The 18,162-nt window shown below is 56.5% G+C and carries 13 protein-coding genes, 1 pseudogene and 1 other annotated feature; of the genes and pseudogenes, 12 read left to right on the forward strand and 2 right to left on the reverse strand.

All coding sequences use genetic code 11. The annotated features are described in order from the left end of the window. Positions 1–4 precede the first annotated feature (4 nt). A complete protein-coding gene (dnaE, locus tag OAN307_RS18995; protein ID WP_044044985.1) occupies positions 5–3,523 on the reverse strand; it encodes a DNA polymerase III subunit alpha in 3,519 nt (1,172 codons plus the stop codon). Between the two features lie 178 nt (positions 3,524–3,701). Between dnaE and OAN307_RS19000 the strand changes: the two genes are divergently transcribed. The 9 genes from OAN307_RS19000 to OAN307_RS19040 all read left to right on the forward strand — a co-directional run bounded on the left by OAN307_RS19000 (position 3,702) and on the right by OAN307_RS19040 (position 13,998). Continuing rightward, complete coding sequence (locus tag OAN307_RS19000; protein ID WP_015501181.1) at positions 3,702–4,031, forward strand: ArsR/SmtB family transcription factor; 330 nt, start codon at positions 3,702–3,704, stop codon at positions 4,029–4,031. Positions 4,032–4,279: 248 nt separating this feature from the next. Then, positions 4,280–5,668 (forward strand): xanthine dehydrogenase small subunit, encoded by a 1,389-nt coding sequence (gene xdhA / locus OAN307_RS19005; protein WP_015501182.1) that lies wholly within the window; start codon positions 4,280–4,282, stop codon positions 5,666–5,668. Then, the gene (gene xdhB, locus OAN307_RS19010) at positions 5,665–8,028 is read left to right on the forward strand and encodes a xanthine dehydrogenase molybdopterin binding subunit (protein ID WP_015501183.1); all 2,364 of its coding nucleotides are present in this window, start codon (positions 5,665–5,667) and stop codon (positions 8,026–8,028) included. Before xdhA ends, xdhB begins: the two co-directional genes overlap by 4 nt. Beyond that, entirely contained in the window at positions 8,025–8,789 is a 765-nt protein-coding gene (xdhC, locus tag OAN307_RS19015; RefSeq protein WP_015501184.1) for a xanthine dehydrogenase accessory protein XdhC, read from the forward strand. Before xdhB ends, xdhC begins: the two co-directional genes overlap by 4 nt. Further along, the gene (locus OAN307_RS19020; RefSeq protein WP_015501185.1) at positions 8,786–10,306 is read left to right on the forward strand and encodes an ABC transporter ATP-binding protein; all 1,521 of its coding nucleotides are present in this window, start codon (positions 8,786–8,788) and stop codon (positions 10,304–10,306) included. Before xdhC ends, OAN307_RS19020 begins: the two co-directional genes overlap by 4 nt. 69 nt (positions 10,307–10,375) lie before the next feature. After that, a complete protein-coding gene (locus OAN307_RS19025) occupies positions 10,376–11,458 on the forward strand; it encodes an ABC transporter permease (protein WP_015501186.1) in 1,083 nt (360 codons plus the stop codon). After that, positions 11,455–11,775: a hypothetical protein gene (locus OAN307_RS19030; RefSeq protein ID WP_015501187.1), complete on the forward strand. Its 321-nt coding sequence runs from the start codon at positions 11,455–11,457 to the stop codon at positions 11,773–11,775. Before OAN307_RS19025 ends, OAN307_RS19030 begins: the two co-directional genes overlap by 4 nt. Then, positions 11,775–12,851: an ABC transporter permease gene (locus OAN307_RS19035; protein WP_015501188.1), complete on the forward strand. Its 1,077-nt coding sequence runs from the start codon at positions 11,775–11,777 to the stop codon at positions 12,849–12,851. Before OAN307_RS19030 ends, OAN307_RS19035 begins: the two co-directional genes overlap by 1 nt. Positions 12,852–12,885: 34 nt before the next feature. After that, a complete protein-coding gene (locus tag OAN307_RS19040) occupies positions 12,886–13,998 on the forward strand; it encodes a BMP family ABC transporter substrate-binding protein (RefSeq protein ID WP_015501189.1) in 1,113 nt (370 codons plus the stop codon). 354 nt (positions 13,999–14,352) lie between these two features. Here the strand turns inward: OAN307_RS19040 and OAN307_RS19045 are convergent, their stop codons facing one another. Then, on the reverse strand, positions 14,353–15,372 hold the full coding sequence (locus OAN307_RS19045; protein WP_015501191.1) for an IS110 family RNA-guided transposase: 1,020 nt from the start codon (positions 15,370–15,372) through the stop codon (positions 14,353–14,355). A gap of 774 nt (positions 15,373–16,146) precedes the next feature. On the opposite strand from OAN307_RS19045, the gene OAN307_RS31435 reads away from it, so the two are divergent. From OAN307_RS31435 to OAN307_RS19060, 3 genes and pseudogenes are all read left to right on the forward strand, one after another. After that, the gene (locus OAN307_RS31435; RefSeq protein ID WP_408634949.1) at positions 16,147–16,296 is read left to right on the forward strand and encodes a winged helix-turn-helix transcriptional regulator; all 150 of its coding nucleotides are present in this window, start codon (positions 16,147–16,149) and stop codon (positions 16,294–16,296) included. Between the two features lie 18 nt (positions 16,297–16,314). Then, positions 16,315–16,803, forward strand: a complete 489-nt coding sequence (locus OAN307_RS19050; RefSeq protein WP_051068061.1) for a hypothetical protein — start codon at positions 16,315–16,317, stop codon at positions 16,801–16,803. Between the two features lie 48 nt (positions 16,804–16,851). Then, positions 16,852–18,139 (forward strand): annotated as a pseudogene (locus OAN307_RS19060) (IS3 family transposase). Then, positions 17,148–17,264 (forward strand) — a sequence feature (AL1L pseudoknot). Its footprint overlaps the pseudogene before it by 117 nt. Positions 18,140–18,162: the final 23 nt, after the last annotated feature.

Consider the following 18,162-nt stretch of genomic DNA (forward strand, 5'->3'; position numbering starts at 1 on the left):
ACGCCTAGATTTCTTGCACCTCAATGACCCCACCAAGGCTGCGCAACGCGCCTTTGATTTGGGGATTTATGGGGAATTGCGTTTCAAGTTCGACATCGATCTCTCCCAGTTCGATATCATCAATTGTGAACATAACTGGCCCGCGCCCACCTTTGACGTTGTCTCGTATCGCGCCCTGCAAGATGTCACTGACTGTTGAAATTGCAGCCGGGTCACCCAAGAAAACCCGCAAGCCCGACGATCCGGCGTTGGCGACGGCCATGTCAGCAAGCATCACGGACCGGCCCAGTAATTTCAGTTGTTCAGCCTCCATCGTGGCTTCGACTTGAATGACGATCTGGTTGCCGGTTTCCAGATGGTCGCGTGCAGCCTCAAGCGTGTCCGAGAACATCGTGACCTCGTATTGGCCAGTGGGGTCGGACAATTGCACAAAGGCGAACCGGTTGCCGCGCGCTGATTTGCGTTCCTGCCGCCCCGCGACTGTTCCTGCCATTTTGCAGACCATCGCGCCACCAGCGGCCTTGGCTGTCACCTCGTCAAGCGTGAGCACTTTTTCAGTGCGTTTGAGCGCTGCCATGTAGTCATCAAGTGGGTGACCAGACAGGTAAAAACCGACGGCTTTGAATTCTTCAGACAGACGTTCAGCAGGCAACCAGTCTTGCACCGCGGACAAGCGCGGTTCGGGCAAATCATCGCCTGCTTCGCCGAACAGCGACACTTGGTTAGAATTTTTCTGCTCGTGGATCGCCGATGAATACCCGACGAGCGCGTCCAAACTGGCGAAGACCTTGCGCCGGTTCGGGTCGAGAACATCAAACGCTCCGGCGCGGGCAAGCATTTCCAACGGGCGCTTGCCGACGCGTTTGATATCGACGCGGCGTGCGAGGTCGAACAGCGTGGAAAACGGGCTCATACCTTCAGCCAAACGCGCATCGACGATCAGCCCCATGGCATCGACACCGACATTTTTCAGCGCGCCCAATCCATAGACCAGCGTGCCGTTCTGCACATCGAACGTTGCCAAAGACGTGTTCACACACGGCGGCGACCATGGCAGCCCAAGGCCCTTTTTGACCTCTTGAAAATAAACGGCTAGTTTATCAGTCAGATGGATATCGCAGTTCATCACGCCAGCCATAAATTCAACCGGATGGTTCGCTTTCAGCCACGCCGTTTGATATGACACGACCGCATAGGCCGCCGCGTGGGATTTATTGAAACCGTAGTTGGCGAACTTGTCGAGCAGATCCCAGACTTCCATTGCCTTCTTTTTGTCGACGCCATGTTCCAACGATCCAGCCAAGAATTTCGGCTTCTCGACGTCCATCGCCTCTTGCAGCTTTTTACCCATTGCGCGGCGCAGCAGGTCAGCGCCTCCGAGCGAATAGCCCGCCATTTCTTGCGCGATCTGCATCACCTGTTCTTGGTAAACAATGATGCCTTGGGTCTCATCGAGGATATGATCAATAGACGGATGCAGCTTCTCTCGTTCCGACAAGCCATTCTTGACCTCACAGAACTTGGGGATGTTTTCCATCGGGCCGGGCCGGTACAGTGCTACCAGCGCGATAATATCTTCGATGCAGTCCGGTTTCATGCGCCGCAGCGCGTCCATCATTCCGCTGGATTCCACCTGAAACACTGCGACAGTTTTGGCGGCTGCATACAGTTTATACGACGCCTCGTCATCCAGCGGGATCGCGTTGATGTCGTTAATCGTGCCTGTCGCGGGGACGTATAATTCTGCACCCATCGGACCAGTATGCAGGTCGCGGCCCGATTTCAAAATCAGGTTCACGGCGTTCTGAATGACCGTCAGGGTCTTTAGGCCAAGGAAGTCGAATTTCACCAATCCGGCCTGTTCGACCCATTTCATGTTGAACTGCGTCGCGGGCATATCCGACCGCGGATCTTGGTACAGCGGCACCAGTTCATCCAAAGATCGATCGCCAATCACAACACCCGCTGCGTGGGTCGATGCATTGCGCAGCAGCCCTTCGAGTTGCTGGCCGTAAGTCAGCAACCGATCCACGACTTCTTCGTTTTTAGCCATCTCGCGCAGGCGCGGTTCGTCAGCCAAGGCTTTGACAATACTGACAGGTTTGACGCCCTCAACAGGGATCATTTTGGACAATTTGTCGACCTGTCCATAAGGCAATTGTAGCACGCGCCCCACGTCGCGAATGGCGGCTTTGGACAGCAATGCACCGAACGTGATAATCTGGCCAACTTTGTCGCGGCCATATTTTCCTTGCACGTAGCGGATGACTTCCTCGCGGCGGTCCATGCAAAAGTCGATGTCGAAGTCGGGCATCGACACACGTTCGGGGTTCAAGAACCGCTCAAACAGCAAGGAGTACCGCAATGGATCAAGATCGGTGATCGTTAGCGCGTAGGCCACAAGACTGCCCGCACCAGAACCACGTCCTGGCCCAACCGGAATATCGTTGTCCTTGGCGAACTTGATGAAGTCGGCCACGATCAGAAAGTAGCCGGGGAACCCCATGCCTTCGATGATCCCAAGTTCAAAATCGAGGCGTTTTTCATAGTCTTCAACGCTGACCGCGTGGGGAATAACCTTGAGGCGGTCCGTGAGACCAGCGTGCGCCTGCCGCTTCAATTCGTCAATCTCGTTGTCAGCGAATTTTGGCAGGATCGGATCGCGGGTGTAGACCTTGAATGCGCAACGCTTTGCGATCTCGACAGTGTTGGCAATCGCTTCGGGCAAGTCCGCAAACAGCGTGACCATCTCTTGTTGGCTTTTAAAATAATGCTGCGGGGTCAGTCGACGGCGCGGTTCGTTTTGATCGACATAGGCACCGTCCGCGATGCAGATCAGCGCATCGTGGGCCTCATAAATCGACGTTTTTGGGAAATAGACATCGTTGGTCGCAACCAACGGCAAGTCCATCGCATAGGCCATTTCGACGTGACCCTGTTCGGACAAGTGCTCAGCCTCTGGCAAGCCGCCATCGACCGGATGGCGTTGCAGTTCCACGTATAAACGATCTGGAAAAATTGCCGCCAATTGCGCCATCAAAGCCTCGGCTGCCGGACGCTGACCCGCGCGCAACAGGCGACCCACGGGGCCATCTGGCCCACCGGACAAGCAAATCACCCCCCCCGAATACATCGCCAGATCATCAATGCTGATCTGTGGCAGTTGCCCATCAGCATCCAGATAGGCACAGGAATTCAGCTTCATCAGGTTCATGTAACCCGCTTCGTTCTGCGCCAGCAAAACGATCGGCGCGGGTGGTTCCGGGCGCGTATGATTTCGTTGGGCGGGCTCGTCTGCGGAAAGCCCCAAATCAATCTGGCATCCAATTATGGGCTGCACACCGGCTTTTGCTGCATATTCTGAAAATTCCAGCGCGCAGAACAGGTTGTTGGTGTCCGTGACAGCCACCGCGGGCATGTCAAATTTTTCCGCCAGAGCGCAGATTTTCTTAACTGGAACTGCCCCCTCAAGAAGCGAATATTCGGTATGCGTGCGAAGGTGAATGAATCGGGGATCTGCCATAAGTGACACGTTAGCTTGTGGCGGTGGCGGGCGGAAGGTCCAGATGCTGAAAGGATGCAGCAACATCACCTTTTTCGTTTACCTGTGGGTCAGCCAATGTGATTCTAAAATCATCCAAACACATAGCTATCTCGCTAACTGACTTGACGCGCCCAGTGGCCCGTTCAATACTACGGAAATGGCTCATGACCTCACGTTAGCGTTTTCCGCATTGTCCGATCCGACCCGCCGCGCGGTGGTCGAACGGCTGGCGATGGGTCCAGCGAGTGTCTCTAGCCTTGCGGCACCCCACGCAATGACGTTGCCGACTTTCATGCGTCACCTCAAAACCCTCGAAAACTGCGGGCTTGTGCAATCTGTCAAGAAGGGTCGCGTGCGCACCTGTCATATTGAGGCAGCCCCCCTGATGGAACTTCAAGGCTGGTTCGAATGGCAGCGCCGCGTGTGGGAAGGCCGTGTTGATCGGCTCAATGCGCTGGCCGAAACGCTGGACATAAAGGGGCCGTGATGACCGACGATCTTACGCCCACCCTGACGCGCCAGATCAATACTGGCCCTGCAAGCGCATGAAAAAATGGCGCTTTTGAAGGTCGGGGCACCACAAATGACCGACTAAGCACCCTCGCATAATCGCATCAAATAGGAGGGGGCTTGCCAAATGGCGCGCCAAACGCTTTGATCAAGGGCAGCGCACTGGTCTACGTCGCATCGACTTAGCGCCCGAAAAACTCATTGGTACCGCGGCAGAGCAAACACATGAACATCACGTTTCTTCTCAACGGAGAGGCCGTGGAGGTGGACACCCACCCCACACAAACGCTGCTCGATTGGCTGCGCGAAGTGCGCCATCTTACTGGAACCAAAGAAGGCTGCAACGAGGGTGACTGCGGCGCCTGTTCGGTAATGATAACCGACGACAAAGGCGCGCGGGCGCTGAACGCCTGCATTCTTTTTATGCCGCAACTTCACGGCAAAGCGGTGCGCACTGTCGAAGGTGTCGCAGCCCCTGACGGCACCTTGCACCCCGTGCAACAGTCGATGATTGACAACCATGGCAGCCAATGCGGTTTCTGCACACCTGGGTTTGTCGTTTCGATGGCGACGGGCCATTTAAACGGGCGCACCGATCACGACGATGTGCTTGCCGGAAATCTGTGCCGCTGCACCGGATACGCCCCAATTGTTCGTGCTGCTCAATCGGCCGAGGGCGCAGCGGTCCCTGATCATATGCGCGACGTTTACGACGCCCCCGCTCCAGTTCATCTAAGTAAAAAAACGGATATCTCTGCGCCAGAAACCAGCGGTGAACTCGCGGCGTGGTACTTGGCCAATCCCAACGGCACGCTGATCGCAGGTGCCACAGACGTCGGTCTTTGGGTCACCAAAGATTTCCGCGACCAGAACGGCAAAATGGGTGAGGTCGCATTTCTGAACCGGTGCCGCGACCTGCAACAGATCGACGATCTGGGCGACGCTTTGCGCATCGGCGCGGTTGTGACGATGACGGATGTGTTGGCCGCTGTGCGAACACTGCATCCGTCCTTCGCAAATATGATCCGCCGCTATGGGTCTGAACAAGTGCGCAATGCGGCGACCATCGGCGGCAATATCGCCAACGGGTCCCCGATCGGGGATAATCCGCCCGCGCTTATTGCCTTGGATGCGACGCTTCATCTGCGCCACGGCGACACCCGCCGCGATATGCCGATTGCAGACTTTTTCATCGAATACGGCAAACAGGACCGCAAAGCAGGCGAGTTTGTTGAGGCCGTGACGATCCCCAAATCCGCCCCCGCGTTGCGCTGCTACAAGTTGTCTAAACGTTTTGATCAGGACATTTCTGCGGTATGCGGCTGCTTTAATGTGATTGTAGAAAACGACACAATAACCGCTGCGTGCATTGCGTTTGGGGGCATGGCAGGCACCCCGAAACGCGCAAAGCTGGCAGAGGCGGCGCTGGTCGGGCAGCCTTGGACCCGCGACACCATTGATGCGGCCGCAGTGGCCCTTGCGGATGATTTCCAGCCGATGTCTGACATGCGCGCCTCAGCCGCGTACCGAATGGAGGCTGCCCAAGGCCAGTTGCGCCGCTATTTTGATGATTTAGCCGGCGTTGAGACCAATGTGTTGGAGGTCCACGCATGAGTGTCTCAAAACCCCTGCCGCATGATGCAGCGCGCCTGCATGTGACAGGCACGGCCCGTTACGTTGACGACGTCCCAATGCCCAGTGGCACCCTGCACTTGGCCTTTGGGACCAGCGACATCGCACGTGGTACAATCGTGTCAATGAACCTTGACGCCGTCAAGACCGCCCCCGGTGTGGTGGCAGTCCTGAGCGCAGATGATCTTCCGTTTGCAAACGATGTGTCACCATCGATCCATGATGAACCGATGCTGTCAAACGGTGCGATCCACTACCTTGGTCAGCCGATTTTCCTTGTTGTGGCGCGCACGCACCTGCAAGCCCGATTTGGCGCGCGGCAAGGCGAGATTGACTACATAAAAGAAACCCCGATCCTAAGCATCGAAGACGCGCTTGCCGCCGATGCGCGGTTCGAAGACGGACCGCGCATTTATACCAAAGGCGATGTGGACGCCGCGCTGACGTCGGCCCCCAACCGCCTGTCTGGTCGCCTCGAAATGGGCGGACAGGAACACTTTTATCTTGAAGGACAAGCCGCCCTCGCACTGCCGCAAGAAGGTGGCGATATGGTGGTGCAGTCTTCAACGCAGCATCCGACCGAAATCCAACACAAAGTCGCCGAGGCCTTGGGCGTGCCGATGCATGCGGTGCGGGTCGAAATCCGCCGCATGGGGGGCGGATTTGGTGGGAAAGAAAGCCAAGGTAACGCGCTCGCTGTGAGCTGTGCTGTCGCCGCGCGGCTGACAGACAAGCCCTGTAAAATGCGCTATGACCGCGACGATGACATGACGATCACCGGAAAACGCCATGATTTTCGCATTGATTACGATGTGGGCTTTGGCAATGACGGACGACTGACTGGCGTGGATTTCACCCATTATACCCGCTGCGGCTGGGCACAGGATCTGTCGCTTCCGGTGGCGGACCGCGCCATGTTGCACGCCGACAACGCCTATTTGCTGCCCGCGGCGCGGATCACGTCACACCGCCTTAAGACGAACATGCAAAGTGCGACGGCTTTTCGCGGCTTCGGCGGACCACAGGGGATGTTCGGCGTTGAACGCGTGATGGATCACGTGGCGCATGTGTTGGACGAGGACCCTGCTGAGGTGCGACGCATCAATTATTACGGCGCGGCGCCTGCGGCGGGCGGGGCGATCAACGTGGCGTCTGGTTCTGGCCGCGCGCATCGGTTCGCCAGCGCGCATTCGCCCACGCCACCAAAGACCAATAATACGACCCCGTATGATATGGATGTCACCGATTTCATCCTGCACGAAATGACAGATAAGGTGTTAAAAGACGCCGATTATGACACGCGTCGTCGAGCGGTTTCTGCGTGGAACGACAGTCATGCGACCCTGAAGAAAGGCATCGCGTTTTCACCTGTGAAATTCGGAATTTCGTTCACGCTGACCCATCTTAACCAAGCGGGTGCGTTGGTGCATGTGTATCAGGACGGGTCGATTCAACTGAACCACGGCGGCACAGAGATGGGACAGGGATTGTTCCAGAAGGTCGCGCAAGTGGCGGCTGCGCGGTTCGGGGTCGATGTCGCGGCGGTCAAGATCACTGCAACGGACACAGGCAAGGTCCCCAACACGTCAGCCACGGCCGCGTCGAGCGGGACAGATTTGAACGGGATGGCGGTGCAGAACGCCTGCGATATTATTCGCGACAGGATTGCAGCCTGCCTTGCAGAATTGCACCAAGTCAAACCGGACGCGGTGACGTTTCGCGACGGGCAAGTCTTTGCCACAGATGAGGGAATGTCCTTTGCCGCTGCCGCCAAGATCGCCTACGAAAACCGTGTCAGCCTGAGCGCCACCGGATTTTACAAAACCCCCGACGTCGCATGGGATCGCATCGCAGGCAAAGGCCGACCGTTCTTTTATTTCGCCTATGGAGCGGCAATTTCAGAGGTGGTGATTGACACGCTAACCGGTGAAAATCGCCTGTTGCGGGTTGATGTCTTGCATGATGCGGGTGCGTCGTTGAACCCCGCGCTGGACATCGGCCAAATTGAAGGCGGCTACGTGCAAGGCGCGGGCTGGCTGACGACGGAAGAACTGGTTTGGGACGATGCGGGCCGCCTTCGAACCCATGCGCCGTCCACCTACAAAATCCCGGCCTGTTCAGACCGACCTGAGGTTTTCAACGTAGCGTTGTGGGACGGCGAAAACCCTGCTGAAACGATTTACCGATCAAAGGCTGTGGGCGAACCGCCGTTCATGTTGGGCATTTCCGCGCATTTGGCTTTGGCGGATGCCTGCGCTGCCTGCGGGCCGACATATCCTGATTTGCAAGCCCCCGCGACGGCGCAAGAAGTGTTGCAGGCTGTGAAGCGATCACGCGCATGAGCGGGTTTGTAACCATATCGGTGACCGCCACCAAAGGGTCCGTTCCACGTGAAGCGGGTGCGACGATGCGGGTTTGGGCGGACCGTCAGGACGGGACAATCGGCGGCGGCGCGTTAGAGTTTGAGGCCACACATATTGCGCGGCGGATGCTCGCAGGTGGTCCAGAAAAAGTGCAGCGCACGATCCCTCTCGGTCCTGATCTGGGGCAATGTTGCGGTGGCGCCGTTACGCTGGATTTCAGCCATAAAGCTTTGGAAAGTGACCCGACTGAACCGCCCCTCTGGATTTGGGGCGCGGGCCATGTGGGACGTGCAATTGCGGGCGTTGTCGCGCCGCTCAACGATCGTCACATCACGTTGATCGACACAGCGGCAAATCGGATGCCCAATTCCCTGCCCGCAAATGTGTCACCGTTGGTGGCCAGCGATCCCGTGCGCGCGGTTGCACATGCGCCGCAAGATGCAGATCACCTGATCCTGACCTATTCACACGACATTGACCTCGCGCTGTGCGATTCGCTGTTGCGGCACGGGTTTGGCAGCGTCGGCTTGATTGGATCAGCGACCAAATGGGCGCGGTTTCGATCAAGGCTCGCCTCAATGGGGCATCGCGGCGAACAGATCGCACGCATTGCGTGTCCCATTGGCGATCCTTCCTTTGGAAAGCATCCCCAAGCCATTGCGATAAGCGTCGCGGCCGCGCTAATCTTAAACTCGGCAAACGCCACCACAGTACCTAAAGCAGGGGACCGCACCGGATGACCGAACCGCTTATGAAACTTGAGGGGTTGACCAAGGCCTATCCCGGAGTTGTCGCCAATTCGAACGTATCCTTTAATATTGCTGCTGGTGAAGTCCATGCGTTGCTGGGTGAAAATGGGGCCGGCAAGTCCACCTTAGTCAAAACTATTTACGGATTGGTAAAGCCAGACAGCGGGATAATGACGCTGGACGGTGTGCCGTTCACGCCTGCTGAACCGCGCGCAGCACGCACGGCCGGTATCGCCATGGTTTTCCAGCATTTTTCACTGTTTGAGGCATTGGATGTCGCAGAAAACGTCGCCCTTGGGATGGAAAATCCCCCCCCTATGCGTGACTTGGCAGAGCGCATCACTGAGGTGTCGAAGACCTATGGATTGCCGCTTGATCCAACACGAATCGTCGGGGATCTGAGCGCGGGAGAGCGCCAGCGGGTTGAGATTATTCGTTGCCTTCTACAGGATCCCAAGGTTTTGATCATGGACGAACCGACGTCCGTTTTGACACCGCAAGAGGTCGGCGTTTTGTTCGAGACCTTGCGCAAGTTGAAGGCCGAAGGCACAGCAATTCTTTATATTTCTCATAAGCTTGAGGAAATTCGCGCCCTGTGTGACCACGCGACTGTTTTGCGATTGGGACAGGTCGTGGGCACCTGCGTTCCGCGTGAAACGAGCGCGCGAGAGATGGCAGAGCTTATGGTCGGTGGTACGTTGCATGTGCCGAACCGAGAAGCTGGAACTGTTGGCGAAACCTTAATGAAAATCAAGGGCTTGTCGGCGCCGTCGCCTGCGGAATTTGGGACACCATTGAAAGATGTCACACTGGAAATTCGCGCCGGTGACGTCATTGGTATCGGCGGTGTGGCGGGTAACGGGCAGGATGAACTGTTGGGCGTGTTGTCCGGTGAGATTAGGGTGGGTCCAGGGCAGATTAGCTTTCTAGATCAAGATATTGGCCACCTTCCGCCAGACGCGCGGCGTACTTTGGGCATTTGTGCTGCCCCAGAAGAACGTATGGGCCATGCCGCGGCACCTGATATGTCACTGACCGAAAATGCGGCACTGACGGCGCGAAAGCGTAAGGATTTGACAAAGAACGGATTTATCGACTGGGGCAAGACGCGTGCCTTTGCCGAAGAGGTGATTGAACGCTTTGATGTGCGCACGCCCGGACCGGGCAATGCGGCGCGGTCTTTGAGCGGCGGCAACCTGCAAAAATTCGTCATCGGGCGGGAAATCCTTCAAGATCCACAAATACTGATCGTTAATCAACCGACTTGGGGCGTTGACGCGAGTGCGGCGGCGGCGATCCGGCAGGCGCTGTTGGACCTCGCGGCGAATGGTGCGGGCGTCATTGTGATCAGCCAAGACCTTGATGAGCTTATGGAAATTTCGGATTTGTTTGCCGCATTGAACGAAGGGCGGCTGAGCAAACCACGCCCTGCACTTGGTCTGACGGTCGACGAAATTGGCCTGATGTTGGGCGGCGCGCACGATATGGAGGTCGCCCATGTTGGCTGATTTTAAGGTGGCACACAGCGTACACCGCCTGTGCACAATCTGTATGGCAACGGTAGTGCAGGTGCGGTCATGATCATGCTTGAGAAACGGCCACAGCCGTCGCAGTTCTGGTCGCTTGGCGCACCGATTGTCGCGGTGATCCTGACGATGATCTTTGGCGCAGCGCTGTTCGCCGCCCTTGGGAAGCCACCGATTGAGGCATTGGGCAAAATTTTCTGGGAACCGCTGTTTGGCGAGTTCAACTTTTTCTACCTGCCACAACTGCTGATCAAGGGCGCACCTTTGGTTGCCATCGCGTTGGGCCTGTCGCTTGGGTTCAAAGCGGGTATCTGGAACATTGGTGCCGAGGGGCAATACATCATCGGCGCGCTGTGCGGTGCGGGCGTCGCGCTGGCGTTTTATCCGATGGAGGCACGCTGGCTGATCTTTCCGGCGATGCTGGTCGCGGGGGCGTTTGGCGGGTTCGCATGGGCAATGATCCCCGGGTTGTTGCGGGTGAAATTCGGCACCAACGAAATCCTCGTGTCGCTGATGCTGGTCTATGTGGCAGAACAATTGCTGGCGTCGATGGCGCTAGGGTTGATGAAAAACCCCGAAGGTATGGGGTTCCCGGGATCGCGCAATCTGTCGCAATATTCATCAGCAAGCAGTTGGATTGACCAATCTAACGGCATGCACTGGGGCGTGGTCATTGCGCTGATTGGGGTAATCTTTGCCTACATCCTATTCGCGCGCCACATCCTTGGCTTTCAGATCAAACTGGCGGGCCAAGCGCCGCGCGCGGCGGCGTTTTCCGGCGTCAGCCCAGCGCGGTTGGTCTTATTCTGTCTTGGCACGTCGGGCGCATTAGCGGGTATTGCAGGATTGACCGAAGTTGCGGGACCCGCAGGATTGGTGAGCATTGATTTTAACGTCGGTTACGGGTTCACGGCCATCATCGTGGCGTTTCTGGGCCGATTGCATCCGGTGGGCATCTTGTTCGCAGGTACGCTGATGGCGCTGACTTATATCGGCGGTGATGTGGCGCAAAGTTCGCTCGGCCTGCCGGGGGCCGCGATACAGGTGTTTCAGGGCATGTTGCTGTTCTTCCTTCTTGGCGTTGATGTGCTGACGAATTACCGCGTTCGCATCAAACAGGGGAGCGTCGCATGAGCGTTTTTGCTAAACCAATGCCGATCATTATGGGCGCACTTATGGGGCTGATGATGATGTGGATGCTGCAGGGTGCGTTGACGGGCGAGAGCGGCGTCACGGGCTGGGCGCTGATCGCATTTGCCGCCGCACATGTGGCGATCATCGTTGTTGTCCTGTTTGCTGTCATCTTTGCCGCGCGACTTTCACCGCGCAGCCACGCATGGATCAATCGGCTGCATCGCACGCCCCTGCACCATGTCAGTGCGCTGCTGGGCAGTGCAGTTTTTGTCGCAGGTGCGTTGCATCTGGGCGTTCATGGACTGGGGAGCGTTTGATGTTTGGCTCAATTGATCCGCTGCTGCTGCTGGCGTCACTGATGGTCGCCGCGACACCCATCATGCTCGCTGCGATTGGGGAACTGGTCGTGGAGCGGTCCGGCGTTCTGAACCTTGGTGTTGAGGGGATGATGATCACCGGATCGATCGTCGGTTTCATTGCAGCCATCACGACGGGGTCACCGTGGCTTGGATTTATCGCCGCCGCCTTTGGTGGCGCTGCGATGGCATTTTTGTTCGGAATTCTGACGCAATTTTTGATGTCCAATCAGGTGGCAACGGGGCTGGCGTTGACGCTATTCGGGCTCGGGCTCGCGGCGCTGATGGGACAGGGGTATCTGGGGGTTAAGGCACCTTCGTTCCCCGATTGGCACATCCCGCTGCTGGGCGATATTCCAGTGATTGGCCCGATTGTGTTCCAGCATGATCCGATGGTCTATGTCGGGCTGGCGATTGTCGCGGGCGTCTGGTGGTTCCTAAAGAAAACCCGCGCCGGGTTGGTATTGCGCGCCGTGGGCGAAAACCACGAAGCCGCCCACGCCCTTGGCTATCACGTTGTGCGCACACGCCTGTTGGCGATTATGTTTGGTGGCGCCTGTGCAGGTCTTGGTGGCGCGTATCTGTCCATCGTGCGGGTGCCGACCTATGCGGATGGTTTGACGGCGGGTGCGGGTTGGATTGCGCTGGCGATTGTCGTGTTCGCCAGTTGGAAACCGGGCCGGCTTTTGCTGGGTGCCTATCTTTTTGGCGGGGTGACTGTTTTGCAGTTGAACCTGCAAGCGGCAGGACTGCCTTTGTTGGACGTGTTGCCGTGGATCCTTGGCCTGATTGCGGCGCTGATATTGATCGGGGGGGTCGTGGTTTCGCGTGGTCTTTCCAGACACTTGGTAAGAATTGTCGCGACATTTTTGGGCTTTGCCATATTGGTTTTGGGCTACCGCGCACTGGGCTGGTCTTTCAACGATCAACTTTGGCTTTCGGCATCTCCGTATATTGCCACCATCATCGTTTTGGTCATTATATCTGCTGGCGGTGCGCCGGGGTCACTTGGCAAGACGTTCCATGCCTCGCGTTGAGGCACATTCCGAAAACATCCTGAGGGGATAACACATGTTGAGAAGAACACTTTTGGCGAGCGCTGCTGGGATTGCCATGTCCGGGGCCATGCTGGGCGGCGTCGCATTGGCTGATGGCCACGACCCGGTCAAAGTCGGTTTCGTTTTCGTAGGCCCAATCGGGGACGGCGGCTGGACGTATGAGCACAACAAAGGCCGTTTGGCCGTTGAAGCAGAATTTGGCGATGCGGTTGAGACCGTGTTCGTAGAAAGCGTGCCAGAAGGCCCTGACGCTGAACGTGTGATGACGCAGATGGCGCTTGAGGGTGCTGACCTGATTTTCACCACGTCGTTTGGCTACATGGACCCGACAATCAATGTCGCGGCGAATTTCCCAGATGTTAGTTTTGAGCACGCGACAGGCTATAAGCAGGCCGACAACGTGTCTGTCTATTCCGCACGTTTCTATGAAGGTCGCGCCGTTCAAGGCCATATCGCGGGTCAGATCACCGAGAGCAATATCATCGGCTACATCGCGTCCTTCCCGATCCCGGAAGTTATTCGTGGAATCAACGCGGCGTATATCCACGCGCTTGAAGTGAACCCTGACGTCGAGTTCAAGATCATCTGGGCCTACACGTGGTTCGACCCAGCCAAAGAAGCAGAAGCTGCCGCCGTTCTGATTGAACAAGGCGCTGACGTGATTTTGCAGCATACGGATTCAACTGCGCCACAAGCCGCAGCCGCCGCCGCGAATGATGCAGGGGCGACGATCTACACCTTCGGTCAGGCGTCCGACATGCCGGAATTCGCACCCCTGCCACGCGTATCGTCGATCATTGATGACTGGGCACCCTACTACATTGCGCGCACCCAAGCCATCATCGATGGCACATGGGAAAGCACGTCCACGTGGGACGGCATCGGCCCGGGCATGGTTGGCATCGGTGAAATTTCCGACGCGATCCCAGCCGAGGTCAAAGCATCCGCCGAAGACATGATCGCGCGGTTGGCGTCCGGCGAATACCACGCGTTCACTGGTCCGATCAACAAGCAGGACGGGTCTGTATGGCTCGCTGAGGGAGAGACTGCGTCCGACTATGGCGATGATGGTTTGGCGGGCATGGCGTTCTACGTCGAAGGTCTGACAGCGGAAATTCCGCAGTAAGCGCTGCTTTCAAGACTTGGAGGGGCGCGCCAGCGATGGCGGGCCCCTTTTCATTTGTGTAGCTAAGGTCGTGTGTGGATGGCTCCTGCATAGGAAGACATATTTGATCAGATTTGTGCATTTGTCAGAAGCAGTCATGTGTTCCCGCTGCCCGGCAGTTGATTGTAAAGCAATCAATGAGAGGGGCCTGTTTGCGCGGTTTTGACCGCTGGCCCTGATGGATTCCGCAAACCAAGTCCCTATCAGCTTTGCGGGCTTTAATGCCCGAGCCATTCGGCGGGGTGTCTTGATTTTAGCGGCAGACTTATGCATCATCATCTCGCAGGTCTTGCTAACTCGTTGTTCCTTTGTCTCTCAAACTGTGTGGGGTGTGTATGGTTCGTTGCGGGTCAGGACCGCCCAGACAATCCTTGCCGTTTTGTTTGCCATCGCGACAGTTGCGACGCGCGCTGGTTTTCGTTCCAGCAACGATGTTAGCCATTTGCTGGCGCGCTCCGGGTGGGATTTGGTCTGTCGGACAAGTGATGTCATGCCGACGACGAGCAAGCATCGTAAGTATTGATCACCCATTTTCGTAATGCGCCCCAGTTTCTCTTTCCCGCCGCTGGACTTGTTTGCAGGCGTCAGACCCAGCCATGCTGCAAACTCACGGCCATTGCGGAACTGATGGCCGTCACCAATGCTGGCGATGATTGCCGAGGCTGTCACAACACCAACGCCTGGAATAGTACGCAATAAACGGACCCGCGCATCTTCCTTGGCGACCAGCTTGAGCCGTTCTTCATACCACCGGATTCGGGCGTGAAGTGCCACGAGGTGCTCACACAGGTTATGGATCACCTCATTGGCAATCTCGGGCAGATCTAGCACTTCGCCTACTAAAATATCCTCTGCAAATCCGATGACCCGCGCGAGGCCCTTCGCGATGTAAACGCCGAACTCAGCGACCATACCACGCAAGCCATTGATCAACTGGGTGCGTTGTCGGACAAGCAGAGCCCGTGCGCGATGGAGCGACAGCAGAGCTTGTTGCTCAACGGTTTTTATCGCAACAAATCTCATCGTCGGACGCGTTACCGCTTCACAAATGGCCTCGGCATCGATGGCGTCGGACTTCCCGCGTTTGACGTATGGTTTGACATATGTCGGCGGGATCAGGCGGACAATATGGCCCAACGCTGTGAACTCCCGAGCCCAATGATGCGCACTGCTACAGGCCTCCATACCAATGAGACAGGGTTCAAGCTTCGTGAAGAACGGTAATAGTTGTGCGCGTCTCAACGGCCTGTTGAAGACGACCTCTTCGTCTCTAGCGGTCCCGTGAACTTGAAAAATGTTCTTGGCCAGGTCGAGGCCGATTGTTGTAACTTGCATGCGGTGGCTCCTCTCATTTGCCGTTTGTGACATCTGCAGTATGACGCATTGCGACGTCGGTTGGAGCAGAAGCCATCCACCCCATCAGCTAACTCCCGCGGACATAGCGGACGTCGACTCAACTGTGGCAGAGAGCGCTTTGTCCGCATCTTTTGGCTGCGAAAAACAGACCCTTTTCAGCCGTGCCAAAAAGTCGCGCTTTAGCCGGATAGGGAGTGTCAGGTTTTTTCGTCCACTCCGCGAAAAGGTTGCCCTTCCGATCCAGACTACCAATTTCCACGTCTCTCGTTTCGAGCTTCAATCAAACACAGCGACGAGCACAGCGACGAGTCGTTCAAAAACGATTGCCGATCGATTGACGTTACATCATTTTCAGTCAACCCGATGTCCCGGAGTTTCTTGGCGGAAAGTTTTCCGACCGATGCGTTCAGTCGTCGGCGATTGTTGAATTCGGTACAAACCCTGCCGATAACTGAGACCAGTCGGGACAACGAGCGGCCCAACAAAAACTTTGTTGAAGCTGTCTGTTGCAAAATATGCGTCATCTTTCTTGCCTCCTTGTTGGACTTCGGAGCGAAACCCTTGATGAGTAAATGGTGCCAGAAGCCCGACCTCAGCCGGTAGGGCAGGATGTGAAGCAGTCCCGATACAGAAAGTGTACTGGCCACAAAACGCATTCCAGGGCTACAATTGGCGTATGAAGTGGCGCAACGCGTGAGGAGCAACTGAAATGACTACAAAGCCTTTCGGCCTGTTTTGCCCGACCTCAAAAGCTTGCGAAGTTCTGATCCCCGTTGGACGATACAGATACTTGGCGAGCTTTGGGGGGGATCCACCAGATTCAACGAAATTAGGCGCGGGATGCCAGGAATATCTCCCTCTCTGCTTACGAAACGGTTGAAAGAAATGCAGGTAAACGGATAGCTTGAACGTGTCGAAGACTTGGCAACAGGCAGCATCGATTACATCAGATCGGACAAGGCAGCAGAACTCGACCCCATCCTTCAAGGCCTTGCAAAGTGGGCGCAACGGCACATCGAGGCAGAGGTTGCCCTAGAAGACCGCGATGCAGACGTGCTGATGTGGACCCTTCAACGGCGGATCATCATTGGGGAATTACCGCCCCGACGAAACGTAGTTCGTTTCAATTTTTCCGTTGCGACTTCCGCTGCATCAACTCACTGGCTCATTACTAAACCAGGGGAGGCCGTCGAGCTTTGTGCCTCCGATCCAGGCTTTGATGTCAATCTATATGTCGAGACTCAGGTCACGGTTATGTCCGGAATATACCTCGGCCGTCGGTCATTTGATCGTGAAATCGAAGAAGATCGCTTCTTCATGAGCGGCAATCAACGCCTCGCCAGAACGATCAAGCGATGGTTGAAAATCAGCGTTTATTCAGATGTTGAAGGAATCTCTCAAGCTATATGAACCGGCCCGGCTTTACCGGAGGGCAAAACTCTCGGAGAATTGCCCGTTATGGAACAGACACAAAAGAAGAAGACCTCGAAGCCGTATTCACCTGAGTTCCGCGAGCGTGCGGTTCGGCTGCTTATGGAACACCGCGATGAATATCAGAGCGAAGCTGCGGCGCTGACGGCGATCGCGGGTAAATTGGGTTGTTCGCCGGACAGCCTTCGCGTTTGGGCCCGTCAGGTCCAGCGCGATGGCGGCGAACGGCCAGAGCCTACCAGCGCTGAGAAGGCGCGGATCAAGGAACTTGAGCGTGAGAACCGCGAACTGCGTCAAGCCAATGAGATTTTGCGTAAGGCGTCGGCGTATTTTGCACAGGCGGAGCTCGACCGCCCGTTTCGCAAATGATGGATTTCATTGCGGAAAGCCGAGAGACACTTGGGGTCGAGCCAATCTGCAGGGCGCTGCAGTTTGCCCCTTCCACTTATTATGACCGGCGCGCCATCGCGCGTGATCCTGAGCGGGCGTCAGCTCGTGCCAAGTCTGATGCCGCTCTGAGCGTCAAGATCGACGGGGCTTGGGCGGACAACTGCAAACTCTACGGGGCCCGAAAGATTTGGCATGTTCTGCGACGGGAGGGTGAGGATGTTGCCCGCTGCACTGTGGAGCGGTTGATGCGCGCCTTGGGCATCAAAGGCGTCGTTCGTGGCAAGAAGGTCATTACCACGAACCCGGACACGTCTTTGCCATGCCCCCCCCTCTCGGCAGATTTGCTTTGCAAATCGCCTGCCAGGCAATGGACGACAAGGTGAACCGCCTGTTCAAGGCGGATCGGCCAAACAAGCTGTGGGTTTCAGACTTCACTTACGTGCCCACATGGTCAGGGACAGTCTACGTCGCGTTCGTGATTGATGTCTTTGCAAGGCGGATCGTAGGCTGGCGCACATCGACATCAATGAAGACCCAATTCGTGCTCGACGCGTTGGAGCAAGCAATCTGGCAAAGAAAAACACCAGATAACAAGGCTTTGGTCCACCACTCGGACCGCGGATCACAATACCTGTCGATCAAGTATACCGAGCGCCTGGCCGAGGCCGAAATCGATCTCTCGGTCGGAACCGTCGGTGATGCCTACGACAATGCGCTGGCCGAGTGCGTCATCGGCCTCTTCAAAACCGAAGTCATCAACCAAATCGGTCCATGGAAATCGATGCGTGAGGTTGAGTGGGAAACGCTGAAATGGGTCGATTGGTATAACAACCGCCGCCTGCTCGGCCCCATCGGATACATCACACCCGCAGAAGCAGAGGAGGCGTTCTATGCAAACCTGAACAAACTCGATATGGTCGCCTAGTCATTGAATAAATCACACTCCGG

Source organism: Octadecabacter antarcticus 307, from assembly GCF_000155675.2.
GTDB classification, from domain to species: domain Bacteria; phylum Pseudomonadota; class Alphaproteobacteria; order Rhodobacterales; family Rhodobacteraceae; genus Octadecabacter; species Octadecabacter antarcticus.